The 17,362-nt window shown below is 61.0% G+C and carries 14 protein-coding genes; 10 read left to right on the top strand and 4 right to left on the bottom strand.

The genetic code is table 11. The features are described 5' to 3' along the window. Positions 1–21 precede the first annotated feature (21 nt). Both V7S54_RS30705 and V7S54_RS30700 read right to left on the bottom strand, forming a co-directional pair. Complete coding sequence (locus V7S54_RS30705; protein ID WP_336409711.1) at positions 22–969, bottom strand: polysaccharide pyruvyl transferase family protein; 948 nt, start codon at positions 967–969, stop codon at positions 22–24. An 85-nt stretch (positions 970–1,054) separates the two neighbouring features. Next, entirely contained in the window at positions 1,055–2,020 is a 966-nt protein-coding gene (locus tag V7S54_RS30700) for a glycosyltransferase family 2 protein (protein WP_065372860.1), read from the bottom strand. A gap of 122 nt (positions 2,021–2,142) precedes the next feature. On the opposite strand from V7S54_RS30700, the gene V7S54_RS30695 reads away from it, so the two are divergent. From V7S54_RS30695 to V7S54_RS30655, 9 genes are all read left to right on the top strand, one after another. Then, on the top strand, positions 2,143–3,627 hold the full coding sequence (locus V7S54_RS30695) for a lipopolysaccharide biosynthesis protein (RefSeq protein WP_336409712.1): 1,485 nt from the start codon (positions 2,143–2,145) through the stop codon (positions 3,625–3,627). A 409-nt stretch (positions 3,628–4,036) separates the two neighbouring features. Further along, positions 4,037–5,158: an acyltransferase family protein gene (locus V7S54_RS30690; protein WP_442892635.1), complete on the top strand. Its 1,122-nt coding sequence runs from the start codon at positions 4,037–4,039 to the stop codon at positions 5,156–5,158. A gap of 2 nt (positions 5,159–5,160) precedes the next feature. After that, positions 5,161–5,943 carry a glycoside hydrolase family 16 protein gene (locus V7S54_RS30685; protein ID WP_065372862.1) on the top strand — a complete coding sequence of 261 codons (783 nt, stop codon included), beginning with the start codon at positions 5,161–5,163 and terminating at the stop codon, positions 5,941–5,943. Between the two features lie 100 nt (positions 5,944–6,043). Further along, on the top strand, positions 6,044–7,249 hold the full coding sequence (locus V7S54_RS30680) for a glycosyl transferase family 1 (RefSeq protein ID WP_065373145.1): 1,206 nt from the start codon (positions 6,044–6,046) through the stop codon (positions 7,247–7,249). Then, positions 7,246–8,244: a glycosyltransferase family 2 protein gene (locus V7S54_RS30675; RefSeq protein WP_065372863.1), complete on the top strand. Its 999-nt coding sequence runs from the start codon at positions 7,246–7,248 to the stop codon at positions 8,242–8,244. The genes V7S54_RS30680 and V7S54_RS30675 overlap by 4 nt, the downstream gene beginning before the upstream one ends. Then, positions 8,241–9,167 (top strand): glycosyltransferase, encoded by a 927-nt coding sequence (locus V7S54_RS30670; RefSeq protein WP_336409713.1) that lies wholly within the window; start codon positions 8,241–8,243, stop codon positions 9,165–9,167. The genes V7S54_RS30675 and V7S54_RS30670 overlap by 4 nt, the downstream gene beginning before the upstream one ends. Beyond that, positions 9,164–10,180, top strand: a complete 1,017-nt coding sequence (locus V7S54_RS30665; protein WP_336409714.1) for a glycosyltransferase family 2 protein — start codon at positions 9,164–9,166, stop codon at positions 10,178–10,180. Before V7S54_RS30670 ends, V7S54_RS30665 begins: the two co-directional genes overlap by 4 nt. Positions 10,181–10,184: 4 nt before the next feature. Then, positions 10,185–11,090, top strand: coding sequence for a UTP--glucose-1-phosphate uridylyltransferase (locus V7S54_RS30660; protein ID WP_336409715.1), 906 nt, complete (start codon positions 10,185–10,187; stop codon positions 11,088–11,090). A 68-nt stretch (positions 11,091–11,158) separates the two neighbouring features. After that, positions 11,159–13,525 carry a polysaccharide biosynthesis tyrosine autokinase gene (locus V7S54_RS30655; RefSeq protein ID WP_336409716.1) on the top strand — a complete coding sequence of 789 codons (2,367 nt, stop codon included), beginning with the start codon at positions 11,159–11,161 and terminating at the stop codon, positions 13,523–13,525. 626 nt (positions 13,526–14,151) lie between these two features. On the opposite strand, the gene V7S54_RS30650 is transcribed toward V7S54_RS30655, so the two are convergent. Beyond that, the gene (locus tag V7S54_RS30650; RefSeq protein WP_336409717.1) at positions 14,152–15,606 is read right to left on the bottom strand and encodes a TrkH family potassium uptake protein; all 1,455 of its coding nucleotides are present in this window, start codon (positions 15,604–15,606) and stop codon (positions 14,152–14,154) included. A gap of 356 nt (positions 15,607–15,962) precedes the next feature. Here V7S54_RS30650 and V7S54_RS30645 point away from each other — a divergent pair, with 356 nt between their 5' ends. After that, entirely contained in the window at positions 15,963–16,205 is a 243-nt protein-coding gene (locus V7S54_RS30645) for a hypothetical protein (RefSeq protein WP_110879219.1), read from the top strand. 47 nt (positions 16,206–16,252) lie between these two features. On the opposite strand, the gene V7S54_RS30640 is transcribed toward V7S54_RS30645, so the two are convergent. Beyond that, positions 16,253–17,341: a glycoside hydrolase gene (locus V7S54_RS30640; RefSeq protein ID WP_336409750.1), complete on the bottom strand. Its 1,089-nt coding sequence runs from the start codon at positions 17,339–17,341 to the stop codon at positions 16,253–16,255. Between the last annotated feature and the right edge of the window lie 21 nt (positions 17,342–17,362).

Here is a 17,362-nt window from a genome sequence, read left to right as displayed (position 1 = left end):
TTGGGTGCCGTGGCCGTATCATCAGAAGTACGCGCGACGCACGGCGGCCAAAACCTCCTGAAAACGGTCCTTGCGCTCGGCAAGTCGGTCGTCGCTGCTCAATTGCGGCGTCGCCCGGATTGCCTGCCAAAGTGCAAGCGTCGAAGGGGCGGCGAGAACCTGCTTGGCAGCGCTGCGCAAAAAGGTCTGTCTCGGCTCAGCCGCCGCCACCATCACATTGTGATCGACGGGGCGCAGATTCGGCACATCAGCCAGCGTCTGTGCCTCGAAGCCCATACCCCAGAAGCGCTCGCCCTTGATCATGGCTTCGGCACGGCTCGAGACCGGCACGTGGCGGGGCTGGTAGTGAACGCCGACGGTGCTTGCCCAGTCGTTCCACTTGAAGCTGTTGATGCTCTCGGACGTGGTCACGGCCACCCATGGCACGCGAAAGGCGTCTGCGAGAATGGCGCCATGCATCGATTCGGCGATGATGAGTTCGGATTGGGCAATCTCGCGGATCACGCTTTTGGCTTCGCCCCGCGGGTCGATATAGTGCAGGCCAACGGTACCGCAGGTGACCGGCCACATGCCGGCAATCGCGCTTTCCCAATGCGGAACGAAACTGCGTTTGTGGAGCTTCGGCAGGTTCTGGAACTCGGGCATCTCCGCGACCATCACGGCGGGATCGACGATGCCGAGTTCAGGCGCGATGCCGATCTTCCCGGCGGTCAGCGGACCTCGAACACAGCGGATATCCCATTCCTTCGGATCGCGCATGTCTGGCAAGGTGCCGTAGCCGAAGCCGCTGCCGATAACGAGCTTTCTGACACCGTCAGGCAAAAGTGCACGGTTGAGCACGGTGCCGACCCCCACCAGCAGGATTTCCTCGTGAACGTCGCGGAACCCAGGCAGCAGGAAATCCCAAAGCCAAAGATTGAGGTCGTCGCCAAAATTGCCGTGCTGAGATTCCCAGTAGTAGGGGTTCATGGGCAGTCCCTTCTTTCAAAATGCTGGATATGTCCGGATACCGCGCCAGGCGGTCTTGTTCTTCCTCCTCGAAGGAGTGCTTCGATCAATGCGCGCGAGAAAACTTGCCGACAGCGAGTTCCAGCGCGCTTTGCAAGAGCCTTGGATCACGCAGGACCCAACGCGCCAACAGGCGGAACTGAGGTGACTTGCGTCGCTTGAGCCGACGCGCCTGGCTCCACAGCGCCTGCCGCCGTGCCGTGTGTTGATAAGACCGGATCGAGGCGATTGCCGCAGGCTTGCGTGAGAACCGGCCCTCGAGCGTTTCCAGAGCAACGAAGGTGTTGAACTGCTGCTGCAGGAACTGCGGCGAATCGTTGTCGATCGAGTGAAAGATGTTGATGCCCTCGCCGCGCTCGGCGCCAGCTTCATCACAAAGTACGACGCGTTTGGCGGCAAGAATGCAGTCGCAGAAGAACAAGACGTCCTCGGCTGCCAGTCTCAGCGCCGCATCGAAGCGGACCGTCTCGAAAAGGCTGCGCCCGATCACCATGCAGGAGAGATGCAGGAAGCTCCAGTTTCTGAGCATCACATTGGTAAGGTCAGGAATTTCGACGACCAGCGGCGCTTCCTGCAGTCTGACGACGCTGTGGCTTTCCGTCAGCTCGGCAACATCGAAATGGTAGTAGAACGCCTCGCCGCCGGTGATCGACGCCCAATAGCAGTCGGCGCCGAAGCGGCTCATGCTTTCATAGGCATTCTTCAGGTGATCCGGGGTCCATTCATCGTCGGAATCGAGGAATGCCACGAACTCGGAATCGTCGGGAACATGGTCCAGTCCGGTGTTGCGCGCGCCGCCAGGCCCCTTGTTGGGCTGGCTTATCACGGTCAACCGCGCTCGTTCCTCCTCACTTAACGGCTCCAACTCCTCATCTATCGAATAGGGGGAGCAATCGTCTATCACCAGAACGTGGAAGTCCTGAAGCGTCTGGGCAAAGACGGAGGCAAGCGCCCGTCGAAGAATACCCGGTTCCTTCTGGTAGTACGGAATAATAACAGTCAGCTTCGCCATCTTTTTGCCCCTGCGGTTTCTCTAAAAGAGTCTTGCGTGGTCTCCTCCCACCGGGTCGCGGCCTTTCATCTAGCCCTAGTCCTTTGTCGGAAATCCTTCAAAGGCATCATAGGATGCTCGCTATGCCCTCAACCGTAAATGCCAAGTCCGTGACACGGAATGTTGGCTGGAGCGTCCTTTCAAAGACAGGTACTTTCGGGCTGAAATTTGTCACCGTGCCGATTCTTGCGCGTATCCTGACGCCGGAAGAGTTCGGGACGGTGGCCGTTGCGCTCACTGTCGTCCAGTTTCTGGCGATGATCGGCGGTGCTGGTCTCGCCTCCGCGCTCATCATTCAGCGCGACGAAGACATGGAGCTCATCCACTCCGCTTTCTGGGCCAATCTCGCGGTCGCGCTGCTGATGGCGCTTGCACTTTTCGTCTTCGCCGATCCATTGGCAAGCCTGCTCGGCGCACCCGAAGCGGGGTACCTGCTTCGGATCATGAGCGTGCTGATCCCGCTGCAGCTTGGCGGAGACGTCGCCTATTCTCTCCTCGCCAGGCGGATGAATTTCAGCAAGGACGCGGTCTGGACCATGGTCTCCGAGACCGTCGGGGCGCTTGTTGCCGTCGGCGCAGCACTGCTTGGCTTCGGCGTTTGGTCGCTGCTGGCGCAGCTTTTCGTCTCCGCATTCATCCGCCTTGCCGGCCTCTATACCGTGTCCGGCTATGTGCCCCGGCTCGTCTTTTCCCCACGCCGCGTTCTGACGCTCAGCCGGTTCAGTTTCGGCATGATGGGGTCGGAGATTGCCAATTTCGTCACTTTCCAATCGCCAATGGTGGTGATCAGCCGGTATCTCGGCCTTTCGGACGCCGGTGCCTATTCGGCGGCGAACCGTTTCTCCAGCATTCCCAACCAGATCGTGCTTTCGGCGGTGATGGGCGTGCTCTTTCCCGCGTTCAGCCATATGGGCGAGGATCGCCAGCGGCGGTCTCAAGCGTTGATGTTGAGCACGCAGGTCACCACCGTGCTGTTGGCACCGATGATGTTTGGCCTTTGGGCTCTTGCCGAGCCGGCGATGCTGGTGCTTTTCGGCCAGCAATGGGCAGCCGCCTGGCCGGTCCTTGGTTTGCTTGCGCTGTCAAAGGGACTTTTGACGCCATGCAGCACCTACGTCCCCTACCTGAAAGGCATCGGCCAGGGGACCGTCCTCTTCTGGTGGGCGGTCATCCGCGCTGTCGTAACGACCGCAGCTGTCGCCTACGGGGCAATTGGCGGCTCACTTGTTGAAGCGATGATTGCGCTCTGCATCGTTAATCTGGCAACGCTGCTCGGCTATTCCTGGGTCGTGTTCCGGGCCGATCGCCTGCCATTCTTGCGGGGCTTCCTGATCTCGATCAGGCCGATGATCGCGGCCTTCGCGATGGCGGTTGCCGTCAGGCTCTTGCTGGACTTCTATGGCACGCTCATGCCGAGCGCGGTTCTCCAGGTGCTGATTGGCACGGCAATCGGTGGATTGATTTATCTCGCGCTGATGTTGCTCGTCGAGCGCCCGTTGTTGACGAAGCTCTACGACATGATCCGCAAGCGCAACGCTTCGCCGAGCGTGCCCGCGGCGGCTGAATAACCGATTTCAGGCGCCGGAAACTGCCTCATCCTCGCCGCATTTCGGCTTGGCTCGGGGCCGTATTGGCCGTTTGTCGCGTAACAAAAGAGAAAAACAGCACAATTTTACCGAGACTAGCAACACAAAACACAAGTAGAAGCATTAGCAAATAAGCGGCTGATAATATTCCGTAAATGCCCTATGCATAGGCTTTTTTCCCGACGTCGGCGCGCAAATGGGTAAATCTTCCTAGAAATTATTGAACATCGGATGCTGCATTGCAACAAAGTAGGGCCGATTCGTTTGTTGCGGCGCCATATTTTCATCCGTGCCCGGGCCTAGCCTTTAGCACAATGAATGCGGGCTCTGGTCTGCTCTGTTGAAACGGTCGCCTGGAAAATGGCGCTGGCAGATAGGGGTGACGGACATCGTGGATGTGAACGCGAACATCTCGTCGCGGATCAATCTGATGCGCATCGTGCTGATCTCCGGCATCGTCTTCGTGCACGTGCCGCATGATCCGGCGACGAGCCCGTATGTCGGCACCTATGGTGTGCTCGATTGGCTGCGCGTCTTTCTTGGCGACAGCCTTTTTCGTGTCGGCGTCCCGTGCCTCAGCGCGATCTCCGGCTATCTCCTGTTTCGCCGTGGCCTCGACAGTTTCGACTACGGCAAAACGCTCAAGACCAAGGCCAGAACCGTCCTGTTGCCCTTCCTGATTTGGAACATTGCTTTTCTCGCACTGGCCTTCGTTGCGCAAAGCAAGGGTATCAGCTTCGGCTATCTGCCCGATGTCGTGGGCGCAAGCACACGGGAATGGTTGAACCTCGCCGTGGCGCTTCAGGATCTGCCGATCAACGTGCCGCTCTACTTCCTGCGGGATCTGCTGCTTTGCATCGTGCTGTCGCCGGTACTGGCTTGGCTGATCAAGCGTTATCCGATGCAGACGCTCGCCCTGTTGCTCGCCTATGCCGTGCTACCGCTGCCAAACGGGATTTTCCTGAAGAAGTCGATCCTCTTTGGCTTCAGCGCCGGCATATACATGAGCCTGCATCGCGTTGACGTGCGCAGTCTCGATCGCTTTTCCTGGCCGATCACCATCGCCGTCCTTGGCGCTTCGGTGCTGCTTTCGCTCGTGCTCTATCAGTACGGACCCGACTTTCCGGTCTGGGTCGATATGCTGCGCAGTCTGACCGCCCTCTCCGGCATTCTCGGCTCCTGGGCGGTTTCCGAGTTGCTGGTGCGCACGAACGTCGGGGCATCTCTGGCGCGCGGCGGCGGGCTCAGCTTCTGGATCTTCTGTACGCACTATCCGCTGCTGGTTCTTTTCTGGATGATCTGGAACCGCGCCGGCTTCGGATATTACCCGGCCTTCTATTACACGGTTCCGTTCATCACGATCGCAATCCTTGTCGCCGCCTACAGCCTCGCCGGGCGCTGGCTTCCGAACCTGACCGCAATCCTGACCGGCAGCCGAGCGGGCGCCGCCCGAGGCGCGAATGTGCGGCCGGCGGAACAGCGCGCCGAACTTTCACCACAGCAAAGGACCTGACCATGAGATCTTCTGGACCTCACCGCCTCGCCCTGTTGAGCCTTGTCGCCGTCGGCCTTGCCGGCCCGGCAAACGCCGGGGACACAGCAGAGGCAAAGTCCTTCATTGACGACTTCGATACCCTCGACACCGGCATCTGGTATGTCTCCGACGGCTGGAACAATGGTGCCCACCAGAACTGCACCTGGTCCAAGAAGCAGGTGAAGGTCGAGAACGGCATCGCGGAACTCTCCTTCACCGAAGGAAAGCTTGGCGAGCGCAACTACGCCTGCGGCGAGATCCAGACACGCAAGCGCTTCAGCTACGGGACCTATGAGGCCCGCATCAAGACGGCCGATGGTTCCGGGCTGAACTCGGCGTTCTTCACCTATATCGGCCCGGCCGACAAGAAGCCGCACGACGAGATCGATTTCGAAGTCCTCGGCAAGAACCCCGCAAAGGTTCAGATCAACCAGTATGTCTCTGCCAAGGGCGGCAACGAAAAGCTTGTCGACGTGCCCGGCGGCGCCAACCAGGGCTTCAACGACTACGCCTTTGTCTGGGAGAAGGAGCGTATCCGCTACTACGTCAATGGCGAACTGGTCCACGAAGTGACCGATCCCGCGAAGATCCCCGCCAACCCGCAGAAGATCTTCTTCAGCCTTTGGGGAACCGACACGCTTTCGGATTGGATGGGCGCCTTCTCCTACAAGGGACCGTCGACCATGCAGGTCGATCGGATCGCGTTCACCGCGCCGGGAGACGAATGCCAGTTTGCCGAATCGGTCGCATGCCGAACGAACTAAGCGGCGGCCAGGAACCGCATTCCTAAGCGACGCGTTCAAACCGCGATGCCCAACGTTTCAAACCATGCTCGGCGACGGCCGAGCAGAAAACCGGATATTCATGCTGCAGGTACTTTATTTCGCACAGGATCTTGCCGACCCCGCCGTTCGCCGGCGCGTCCTGATGCTCCTTGCCGGGGGCGCAAGGGTCAAGCTTGCGGGGTTCAGGCGCGACGCAAACCCGCTAGCGGCGATCGAAGGCATCGAGCCCATTGAGCTCGGGACAACGCATGACGGGCGTTTCGTTCAACGGATCGGCGCGATTGCCAAGGGCTGCTTCTCGCTCAGGCAGGCGCTGCGCAATGTCGAACGCCCGGACGTGATCATTGCGCGCAATCTCGACATGCTGGCGATCGCCAGGAAGGCCGTCAGTGTGTTCGGCGGTGACGTGCCGATCGTTTACGAATGCCTCGACATTCACCGCCTGCTTCTGCGCCCCGACATCGCCGGCAAGACGTTGCGGGCGAGTGAAGCGTTCCTCGGGCGTGATGCCCGGCTCCTGATCACCAGTTCTCCGGCCTTCGTCGAGCACTATTTCCGCCCGCTTTCCGGCATCACGGCCCCGACCATGATGTTGGAAAACAAGGTGCTCGAGCTCAACGAGACCATGGCGCGACCGCTGGTTCCGGCAGCATCGCCGCCAAAGGATGGGCCGTGGCGTATCGGGTGGTTCGGCGCATTGCGCTGCCGCAAGTCTCTGGCGCTGCTGTCGGCCTTTTCCCGCAAAATGGAAGGACGCTTCGAGATCGTGCTGCGCGGTCGGCCGGCCTATTCGCAGTTCGATGACTTCGAGGGCTTCGTGCGCAATGAACCCTTCATGCAGTTCCACGGGCCCTACCGCAGTCCGGAAGAACTGAGCGACATCTATTCCGACGTGCACTTCACCTGGGCGATCGATTTCTTCGAGGAAGGCCAGAACTCGAAATGGCTGTTGCCGAACCGGCTCTACGAGGGCTGCCGCTTCGGCCGTGTGCCGATTGCGCTCCGCGGTACCGAGACGGCACGGTTCCTCGCCATCCGCGGCCTCGGCATGCTGCTCGACAAAGCGGAGCCGGAGGCGCTTGCCGCCCTGCTCGGCTCGATCGACCCCGAGCGCTACATTGAGGCATCCGGCCGGATCGGGACTTGCGCGACCGATACCTGGATATTCAGCCGCAGCGACTGCGAAAGCCTTGTCCGGCGGCTTTCGGCGGTCACGGCGGAGGCTCCGCCGCGGATCGCGCCTAACCTTTCCCCAACTCCTCAGAACGAAGGCGGATTGTCATGAGCAACAACACGCTGGCTTCGACACGAACCCTTATCGTCATTCCCTGCCTCAACGAGGCTGAGCACATCGAAGGCCTGGTTGAGGGACTGCGGCCGGCAGCGGCGCATCTCAACGGCGCCATTCTGATTGTCGACGGCGGCAGCACGGATGGCACGCGCGAGATTGCTGCGCGCCTCGCCAAGGCGCATGCCTCGGTGCTTGCTCTCGACAATCCGAAGCGCATCCAGAGTGCGGCGATCAATCTTGCCGTCGCCGAATACGGAGCGTCCTACGATTACCTGATCCGCATCGATGCTCACGGGACCTATCCCGACGACTACTGCGAGCGTCTTGTCGAAGAGGCGCTTGAGACCGGTGCGGACTCCGTCGTCGTCGCAATGCAGACGGTCGGCTTCACGCCTTTCCAGAAGGCGACGGCCTACGCCCAGAACTCCAAGCTCGGTAATGGCGGCGCCAAGCATCGGCTCGGCGCCACGAGCCACTGGGCCGATCACGGCCACCATGCGCTGATGCGAATCTCCGCCTTTCAGGCAATCGGCGGCTATGACGAAATCTTCAGCCACAACGAAGATGCGGAGTTCGACTACCGCTTCCGTCAAGCGGGCTATCGCATCTGGATGACCGACCGGACGAGCATGGTCTACTATCCGCGCGCCAAGGTCGGCCCGCTCTTTCGCCAATACTTCGCCTATGGACGGGGGCGCGCACGCAATGTCCTGAAGCACCGCGCCTGGCCGAACCTGCGGCAGCTTCTGCCGCTCGCCGTGGCACCTGTCGCCATTGGCGCTCTGCTCGCCGTCATCAACTGGCTCGCGGTCGTGCCGGTGGCGCTCTGGGCCGCCGCCTGCATCGGCTACGGCATGTGGATGGCACTTGGACAGAGGAACCCCTACGGCCCGCTTGCAGCCCTTTCGGCCATGGTGATGCATTTCGCCTGGTCGGCCGGCTTCTGGCGCGAGCTTCTTACCGCGCGAAACCGAAAGGTGGCGCCATGACCGATCTCGCCAGAAAACGGATCGATATTGCGGTCTGCACCTTCCGCCGTCCGGAACTTGCAGAAACGCTGCATTCGCTGGCGCTCATCACGGTGCCCGCCGATGTCGACATTCGCGTCATCGTCGCAGACAACGACACGGCGCCGAGTGCCGAGGCGCTGGTCAACCAGATGCGCCCGACCATGCCCTTCGAGATCCTCTACGTGCATTGCCCGGCGTCGAACATCTCGATCGCCCGCAATGCCTGTCTCGACAACAGCGCCGGTCACTATCTCGCTTTCGTCGATGACGACGAGACCGTATCGAGGACGTGGCTCCTGCAATTGCTCGACACGGCCGCTACGACCGGGGCCGATGTCGTGCTCGGCCCGGTTCGCGCCGAATACGCGTTGTCCGCGCCGAACTGGATGCGCCGCGGCGACTTTCATTCGACCCGCCCCGTATGGGTCGATGGCGAAATCCGCACGGGCTACACCTGCAACGTGCTGCTCGATCTGACGCGGCCGGTCCTTTTCGACAGACGGTTCAACTTGGCCCTCGGGCGGACCGGTGGTGAGGACACGGAGTTTTTCCGCCATATGCATGCGGCCGGCGGACGTCTCGCCTATGCCCCGGATGCATTGGTCTTCGAACCGGTTCCGGAAAAGCGCGCGCGCCTTGCCTGGCTCGCCAAGCGCCGCTTCCGCTCCGGCCAGACCCACGGGCGCCTGTTAAGCGAACCGGGCCAACCCGGCAGGCAGGTGGTGGAAATCGCCCGAGCGATGGCCAAATCCGGCTATTGCGCTGCAGCGAGCCTGCTTCTTCTCGGATCGCCGGTCGCCCGTTCGCGCTACGCCCTGCGCGCCATCATGCATGCGGGTGTCGTCAGTGGGCTTCTCGGCGTACGTGAACTCCAGCAGTATGGGGCCGCGACCGCCGGATGACGCTCCCAGCACCAGACGTCAGTTTTGTCGTCGCGGCCTATAATGCCGCCGACACGATCCGCCGCGCCATTGAGAGCGCGCTCGCACAGGAAGAGGTCGATCTGGAAGTGATCATCGTCGACGATTGCTCCACCGACGACACCTGTGCCGTGGTCGAAGAGATCGCTGATCCCCGCGTGCGGCTCTTGCGGCTTGCGAAAAACCGTGGGCCTGGCGGAGCGCGCAATGCCGGGCTTGAAGCGGCACGCGGCAACTGGATCGCCATTCTCGATGCGGACGACACGATCAGCCCCCGGCGGCTCTCCCGCATGATCGCGCTGGCGTCGACGGCGAGCGCCCAGATTGCCGTCGACAACATCGACGTCGCGAACCTCGACGGGCGCGTCGAGCGCATGTTTCCCGAAGCCTTGCTCGAACACCACCGGATGTTGACGCTTGCAGCCTTCATTCAATCCAATGTGCTTTTCCGCTCGACCTATAATTTTGGCTATATGAAGCCGATTTTCGAGCGCCGCTTCCTGAACGAGCATGGCCTTCGCTTCAATGAGTCCATCCGGATCGGTGAAGACTACATCCTGCTCGCATCTGCGCTCGCCCATGGCGGACGCTGCATCGTCGATCCCTCGGCCGGCTATTGCTACCACATTCGCGAGGGCTCGATCTCCCGGGTGCTTGAACTTCGCCATATCGACGCGATGATCGCAGCCGACAAGGATTTCCTCGCAAACCACTCGATCGATGCCGAAGCGATGACAATGCAGCGTCGCCGCGACAGGAGCCTGCGCGAGGCGCATGCCTTCCTGCGCCTCGTCGATCATCTGAAATCCAGATCGTTGGTTGGGGCCGCCCAGGTGGCCTTGTCCGACCCCCGAGCGCTTCGGCACCTCAGAATGCCGATCGCCGTGCGGCTGCGCCGTTTGCTTGCGCCGCTCGCACGATTGAAGTCCGCCACACCGACGGTGGCGGCTGAACGATCCACCTCGGGCAATAGCCCTCACGTACGTAAAGGATAAAGCCATGGACCGTATCAGGACCGTCAGGAAAGCTGTGATCCCGGTCGCCGGCAATGGAACGCGGTTCCTCCCCGCGACAAAGGCGATACCCAAGGAGATGCTGACGATCGTCGACCGTCCGGTCGTGCAATATGCGGTCGATGAAGCCCGCCAGGCGGGCATCGAGCACATCGTTTTCGTTACCAGCCGCAACAAGCAGGCAATCGAGGACCACTTCGACGACACGCCGGAGCTCATCTCGTCGCTGACCCGTTCCGGCAAGAACGCCCAGGTTTCGGAACTGGAAGAGATGCTGCCGCGTGCCGGCTCGGTCAGCTTTACGCGGCAGCAGGCGCCGCTCGGCCTTGGCCATGCCGTCTGGTGCGCGCGCGACGTGATCGGCGACGAGCCTTTCGCGCTGCTCCTGCCGGATATGCTGTGTCACGGGGCGCGCGGCTGCATGGCCGGCCTTGTCGATCTCTATCGCCAGACCGGCGGCAACGTCGTCGGGGTCGAGCAATGCGCCCCGGAAGATGCGTCGAAATATGGCATCGTCGGCAAGGGTGACACCGTTCCCCACGGTTTCGAAGTCACGAAAATGGTCGAAAAGCCGCGTGCCGGCGAAGCACCGTCGAATTTTTACCTGAACGGCCGCTACATCCTTCAGCCCGAGATCTTCGACATTCTCGCGCACCAACAACGGGGTGCCGGCAACGAAATCCAGCTGACCGACGGGATGCTGAAACTCTCGCAAAATCAAGCGTTTCACGCCCATCCCTATGAGGGGCGCACCTTCGACTGCGGTTCCAAGGAAGGCTTCATCGCCGCCAATGTCGCCTTCGCGCTCGCGCGCTCTGACCTCGGCGACATGGTCTATGCCGCGGTCAAGGACATGGTTCTGTCTCATGAAGGCCGCATCCGCGCGGCATAAGGCCGGTTTGGCGCCTCTTATCGAGGCGCCAGCCTTCGGACCAAAAGGGAAACGGACAGAGCGACCCAATGAACCAAAGAAGTCTCCCCTTCAATAGCGTTGTGCCGAGGGAAATGGAGGAACCCGATAGGTTCATCGACCTTGACCGGCTCTTCTCGGTCATCGTTCGCCGCGCCAGGCTGGTCGGCGCGTTCGTCGTGCTGTTCATGGCACTTGGCGCGGTCTATCTCGTTTTCTCGACGTCGTTCTATACGTCGATGACGCAGATCCTGCTCGACGAGAACCTCTCGAAATACGCCGAGGAGCAGGCGACGCCACAGAACAGCCAGCTGCTCGACACCCAGATGGCAAGCGCCGTCGAGATCCTGAAGTCTGGCGAGCTCGCCTTGCGGGTCGTCGACAAGATGAAACTCGACGACAACGACACGGTCCTCAATCCGCCACGCTCGCCCTTCGGCGCCGTCAAGGACTGGCTGAGATCCGTGACCGGCGTCTTTTCGTTTGGATCCGATATTTCCGAAGAGGCGGCCCGCAATGGCCGACGTCAGAAGGCGGCCGCGCTCATCCAGCAGGGGCTGGCCGTCGAGCGCGTAAACCGAAGCTCCGTTATTGCGCTTGCTTACCGTTCCAGCGATCCGCAGCTCGCCGCCGCTATCGTGCGCGGCTATGCGGATGCTTATCTCAACGATCAATTAAACGCCAATTTCGATGCGACGGAGCGCGCCTCCGTCTGGCTGCAGGAACGTCTTGCCGACCTCAGGCAACGCTCGCAGGTGGCCTCGCTCGAGGTCGAGAAATTCCGCAGCGAGAACGGCCTGACGCTTGCTCGCGGCGAACTGATGTCCGAACAGCAACTGTCAGATCTCAACAGCCAGCTCATCATCGCTCAAGCCGACACGGCAAGCGCGTCCGCACGGTTCAAGCAGTTCCAGGCGATCGTCGACCAAGGGCCTGAAACTGCGGTCAAGAACGCGACGATTTCCGCCAAGGAGGGCGACAATTCCGTCATCCGCGAGCTGCGTACCCGTTACCTGGCCGTCAGCAAACGCGAACAGGAAGTGACGCAAAGCTTCAGCGCCGACCATCCCCAGGCAGTATCGCTGCGCAAGGAAAAGTCCGATGTCGGCCGGCAGATATTCCAGGAACTGGAGCAACTCACCGCAAGTTACCGCAACGAATATGAGGTCGCCCGCTCGCGCGAGGCTTCGCTCAGGGAAAACATCGAAGGCACAACGGGCCGCAACTCGGATGCGAACCTTTCGCTCGTGCATCTGCGCGAACTCGAGCAGAAGTCGGCAGCGTTGAAGACCCTCTACGAGACCTACCTGAACCGCTATGAGCAGGCCTCGCAGCAGCGCTCCTTCCCGATCGCCAAGGCCCGAGTGATTTCCACGGCTGGTGTTCCAACCTCGCCTTCAAGTCCGAAGAAGACCTTGGTTCTGGCACTTTCGGCGGTGCTCGGCATGATGGCAGGCGGTGCGTTCGCAGCTTTCCAGGAGTTCCGCGAGCGGACCTTCCGGCTCGAAAGCGACGTGCGTTCAATCCTCGGGCACAGGTCTTTCGGCTATGTTCCGCTGATCGGCCCGCGTCAACTGACCACGACCGACCGGGTTCGCGCGCGGTTGATGAAGGGCAAGACGCCCCAGCCGACGACACAGGCCGCAGAGCCGATGCCGTTTGAACGGGTCAGTCGCATCGTGCTCGACGCGCCGCGATCGTCTTTCGCCGAGACCTTCCGCAACGCCAAGCTCGCCTGTGACCGGATGTTGCACGGCAACGGTTCGCGGGTGATCGGCATCGTTTCTGCCGTTCCGGACGAGGGCAAGTCGATCATCGCGGCGAACTTTGCCGCCCTGCTTGCGGCGAGCGGCAAGAAAACGTTGTTGATCGACGCCGACATCCGCAAGCCGGGGCTGAGCAAGATGATCAATCCGCCGCCAAAGACCGGCCTCGTCGAGGCGCTGATCGGCGAATCTTCCTGGCCCGCCGGCATCAAGATCGACCAGAAGACAAAACTGGCAATCTTCCCGGTTGGCGGGGAAGCCGGGGCAAAGAGCGAGCCCTATGACAGCCACGAGCTGCTCGCCTCCAAGGCGATGGCCGACCTTATCGACAATGCCCGCAAATCGTTCGACTACGTGATTGTCGATCTTGCAGCACTCGCCCCGGTGGTCGATGGCAAGGCGTTTTCGCCGCTCGCCGATGGCTTCATCTACGTTGCAGAGTGGGGCCGTACGCCGTCGCGTCTGGTGCGTGATCTGCTCAATTCCGAACCGCAGATCAACGGCAAGATCCTTGGCGTGATCCTCAACAAGACGGACATGAACGAACTGGCGAAGTACAGCGACTTCGGGGGCGCTGAGCACTATCGCCATCGTTTCGAGAAGTACTACGTCGAGAACGCCGGGACCTACCGCAAGACTGAGGCTGCCTGATCGGGTTCCCTTAGCGTCGAGACACGAAGCCTCGGATCGGAAACGGTCCGAGGCTTCTCACTGTGGGTGGTCGCAGGCTAACAGGGTTGAGAATGCCATCCACTGTCGAGCGAAAGCCCAGAAAAGATGATTGCAGCGCCAGCGGAAGGCTATTCGGCCGACGGGTGTGGTAGCGAGGGCGATCCCAGCAACCTCAACCGTGCAAGATGGGCGAAGACGTGGATGCAAGCAATCTAGGATCACGCACACGTTTCACGAAAGCGATTACGCCTACGCTCAGTTGAATAACGTTTGAGGCGAATTATGATTCCAGACGAAATTACCGCGGCGGCGTGGACCATTTCAGCCAGACATCTCGCACGCGGACAACGCGACCCTACGATGATGGTTGCCGAGGCGATTGCGTTGGAGCGGCAACGCTGTTTGGCCATTGCCACCGAATGCTGCGGAGAAAACAGCGGCGTGGCCAGAGAAATACGAAACGCCGGTAGTTAGGTGACGTGTTTCAACCTACTCCGTTGTAGGTGGCCGGCGCCAACTGATGGTGCTTGCCGTACTCACGCGTTGATGATGCCTGCGGCGATCGCGAGAAGTGCGCTATCAACGGCTGGTACCATCCGCGGAGCTCAATCCCTCCAGAAGAGCGGGGTCAGGATGACCAGCACCGTCAGGATTTCGAGACGGCCAAACAGCATCATCACCGACAGAAGGTATAGGGCTGGCTCCGACAAGGTCGAGAAGTTACCAGCCGGTCCGATGATCGGCCCGAGCCCGGCGCCGACATTGGAGAGCGCTGTGGCAACGGCGGAGGCAGCAGTGACGAGATCATAGCCCATCGCGCCCATCGCCAGGCTGCCGAACGCCCAGATGAACATATAGGCGGTAAAGAACATGAAGACCGTGCGCTGGACATCGATATCGACGAGGCCCTTGCCGTAGCGCACCGTGTGGACCGCATTCGGATAGATCAGCTTGAAGAGGCCCGCCCGAATGGAATTGAAAATGATGATGAAACGGTAGGCCTTCATGCCACCGGCCGTCGAGCCGGAGCAACCGCCCATGAAGGTGGCGGCGAAGGCGAGCGCCACGATGAACTCTCCCCACAGCATGTAATCGTCGCTGGCAAAGCCGGTCGTCGACAGGATTGACGAGACCGTGAAGAACCCATGCGCAAGCGCATCGCTCGCTGTGACGCCATTGGCAAGGCGCTGATAAAGACTTGCGGCAAGCGCAAGTATGGTCAGATAGGACAGGAAGACGATGATCTGCGGATCCTTCAGCGTATCGAGCCGACCACGAACGATGAAGAGAATGAGCACCGAAAAAGGCAGGCTGCTCAAGGTCATGAAGAACGTGGCGACCCAGAGGATCGGCAGGCTCTTGAAGTAGCCGAGCGAGGCGTCGTGGGTGGCGAAGCCTCCGGTCGCGATCGTCGACATCGCATGGTTCAGCGCGTCGAAGCGGTTCATGCCGAGATAGGAATAGATAATCGCGCAGGTGACCGTCAGCACCACGTAGATGAGGATGAAGGCACGGGTAAAGGTGACGATCCTGGCGAAGGGCTTCTCGGTCGTATCCGAGGATTCCATCTTGAAGAAGGACATGCCGCCGACACGCAAGTAAGGCATGACGAAGAGCCCGAGCGCAACGATCCCGATGCCACCCAGCCAATGCAGCAGCGAACGCCAGAGCAGAATGCCCGGGGGAGCGAAATCGAGACCGATAATGACCGTCGACCCAGTCGTGGTGATGCCTGAGACGGATTCGAACAGGGCCTTGGCGAAATCGAGTTTAAGCGATGAGAACCAGAAAGGCACCGCACCGACGAGCGAGATGACGAGCCAGAGCAAGTTGACGACGAGGAAGCCCATCTTGCGGCTGAAGGGCGGAGGGCCGCCCTGCGTCGCGACCATCGTCAGGAGTGAGATGCCCCCGGTGATGAAGGCCGACACGGCAAAGATCTGCCAATCCGGATGCCCATAGAACAGGTCCACCGCCGCCGGAAGAAGCATCGTGAGCGACAGGTAGAAGGCTGCCTTCGCGGCGATGTTGATCGCGGACTGGTAGAGAGATGCATGCAATGGTCGACGGCCCCAGCGCAGTTGTCCGAAAGCCCGAATCGGCTGTTGGGATCGACCGCCATTCAATCTGAAAGTCACGCGATTCGCACCCGCCGCTGCCGGCAAGTCCATCGGACGCAGGCCGAGAGCCCGCTTCCTATCTCACATTCGGCGCGTTTCATCACTGACGGCGGGACGAGCAGCCGCGGCAAACGCCGATAGGCTGCGGTTTCCACAGCCGTTCTGCGGCATTTTGCCCATTCAACTCTAACTCACGAAAAGATCAGGCCTTTCGGGCGCGACAAGTCATCACCTTGACTTATTTCAGCGTGTAAAGCCTGCTGCATCCATTCCACATGCAACCTTGAGCACAACCGATGACACCCGCCCGTTTCACCCAATGCCTTCTCGTTCTTCGTTGGACGCCGATCAATCTGGCGAGCGCCCTGCATTGCAACCTTGCGTGGATCGAGGCGATGGAGACCGGCGAAGAAAAGGTTCCTGACGAGCTCGCGACCTGGCTGGAGACGCTGGCACGCACCCACGAGGAACTCGGCATCCCCGTCACCTATCGCGGCAAGGGCTTGGAGCCCGCATCGAGCCGCGCTGCGCGCCGTTGACTGACGCAGCCGGGCGCTGATCCAAGCGGAACTTCTCGCCGGGTGGGTCAATTGTCACCCGGGGCGATTGCCAAGGCACCGGCAGGGCTGAGCGTACCACAGCGCCAGAGCCGGTAAGATTGCTGCGTATCCCAGTCATAGTAGTAGGCCGCATCCAGTCGCTTCGCCTTCGCGAAGTCGGAAAAGACAGCGCGCATGGCGGCCATCGCGCCCTCGCGCTGGCTGTCGTCGATAGGACACGTGCGGGCCGTGTTGGCGATCCCCCACTCCGTCACCCAGCACGGCCGGCCGCTCTCCGATGGCTCGCAAAAATCGAGCAGCTTGGAGACGACGGATTTGATCGCTTTCGGATCCTTGCGGGCGGGGTAGATGTGGATACCGTAGGCATCGACCAACTGGTCCATTCCCCGGTCTCGGAGAAGTTCTATCACCTCAGCCGGATCGAGCCGCTCCATGCCTTGCCGGTCCGCTTCCTTGGCACCCATGTCGGAGAGCCCGGCAGAGACAATGGCGGCACCGCTGCTCTTGGCGCTTTTGCGCACCTCGTCCCGGGTTATCTTTAACACCTCGATGTAGCGGTTGAGGCCCGCTTCGAAAGCTGCGCGATCCTTGAGATCGGAGAGGGTTCGCGGCGTCTGCTGACCGGGTTTCGGATAGACGGCAAGGTCGCCGTTGTAGCCGGCAAGGTTGATCTCGTTTCCAGGCTCCACCGCGTCGAGGCGAACACCGAGAGCGTCCAGGCGCGTGAGCGCTTCGCGAAGGCCAAGGCGATATCGATCGAGGTCCAGCTCGGACAGGCGGTTGATGTCCCAGATGCGCCCCTGGCCACTGCGGGGCCGCACCGCATCCGCATAGTAGCTTTTATTCGCAAGCTGAATTTCGAGCAGGATACGCAATCCGAGCCGGCTGGCCATGCCGACCGCGTCGATGCTCTTTTCGACCGGCCGAGACAGGGAGAGCCGCACATGTGTAGCGCCGCTATCGGCGATCTCCTTGAGCACGCGCTCCTGCTCGGCGCGGTCGAGCCAGGCGAGATTGAGCCGATTGACCCCGTAGCGCGCAAAAGCGGCGTCCTCGGCCAACGCCGGCGGAGCGCCAACGATCGCCGCCAGGGAAAGCTGGGCTGCAAGGAGCAGCGCCGATGGCGCTGCTCTCGT

Source organism: Ensifer sp. CCNWLY38, from assembly GCF_037120565.1.
Taxonomy (GTDB): Bacteria; Pseudomonadota; Alphaproteobacteria; order Rhizobiales; family Rhizobiaceae; genus Ensifer; species Ensifer adhaerens_H.
The sequence above is the reverse complement of the archived record's forward strand: the minus strand, read 5'-3'. Positions and strand labels throughout refer to the sequence as shown.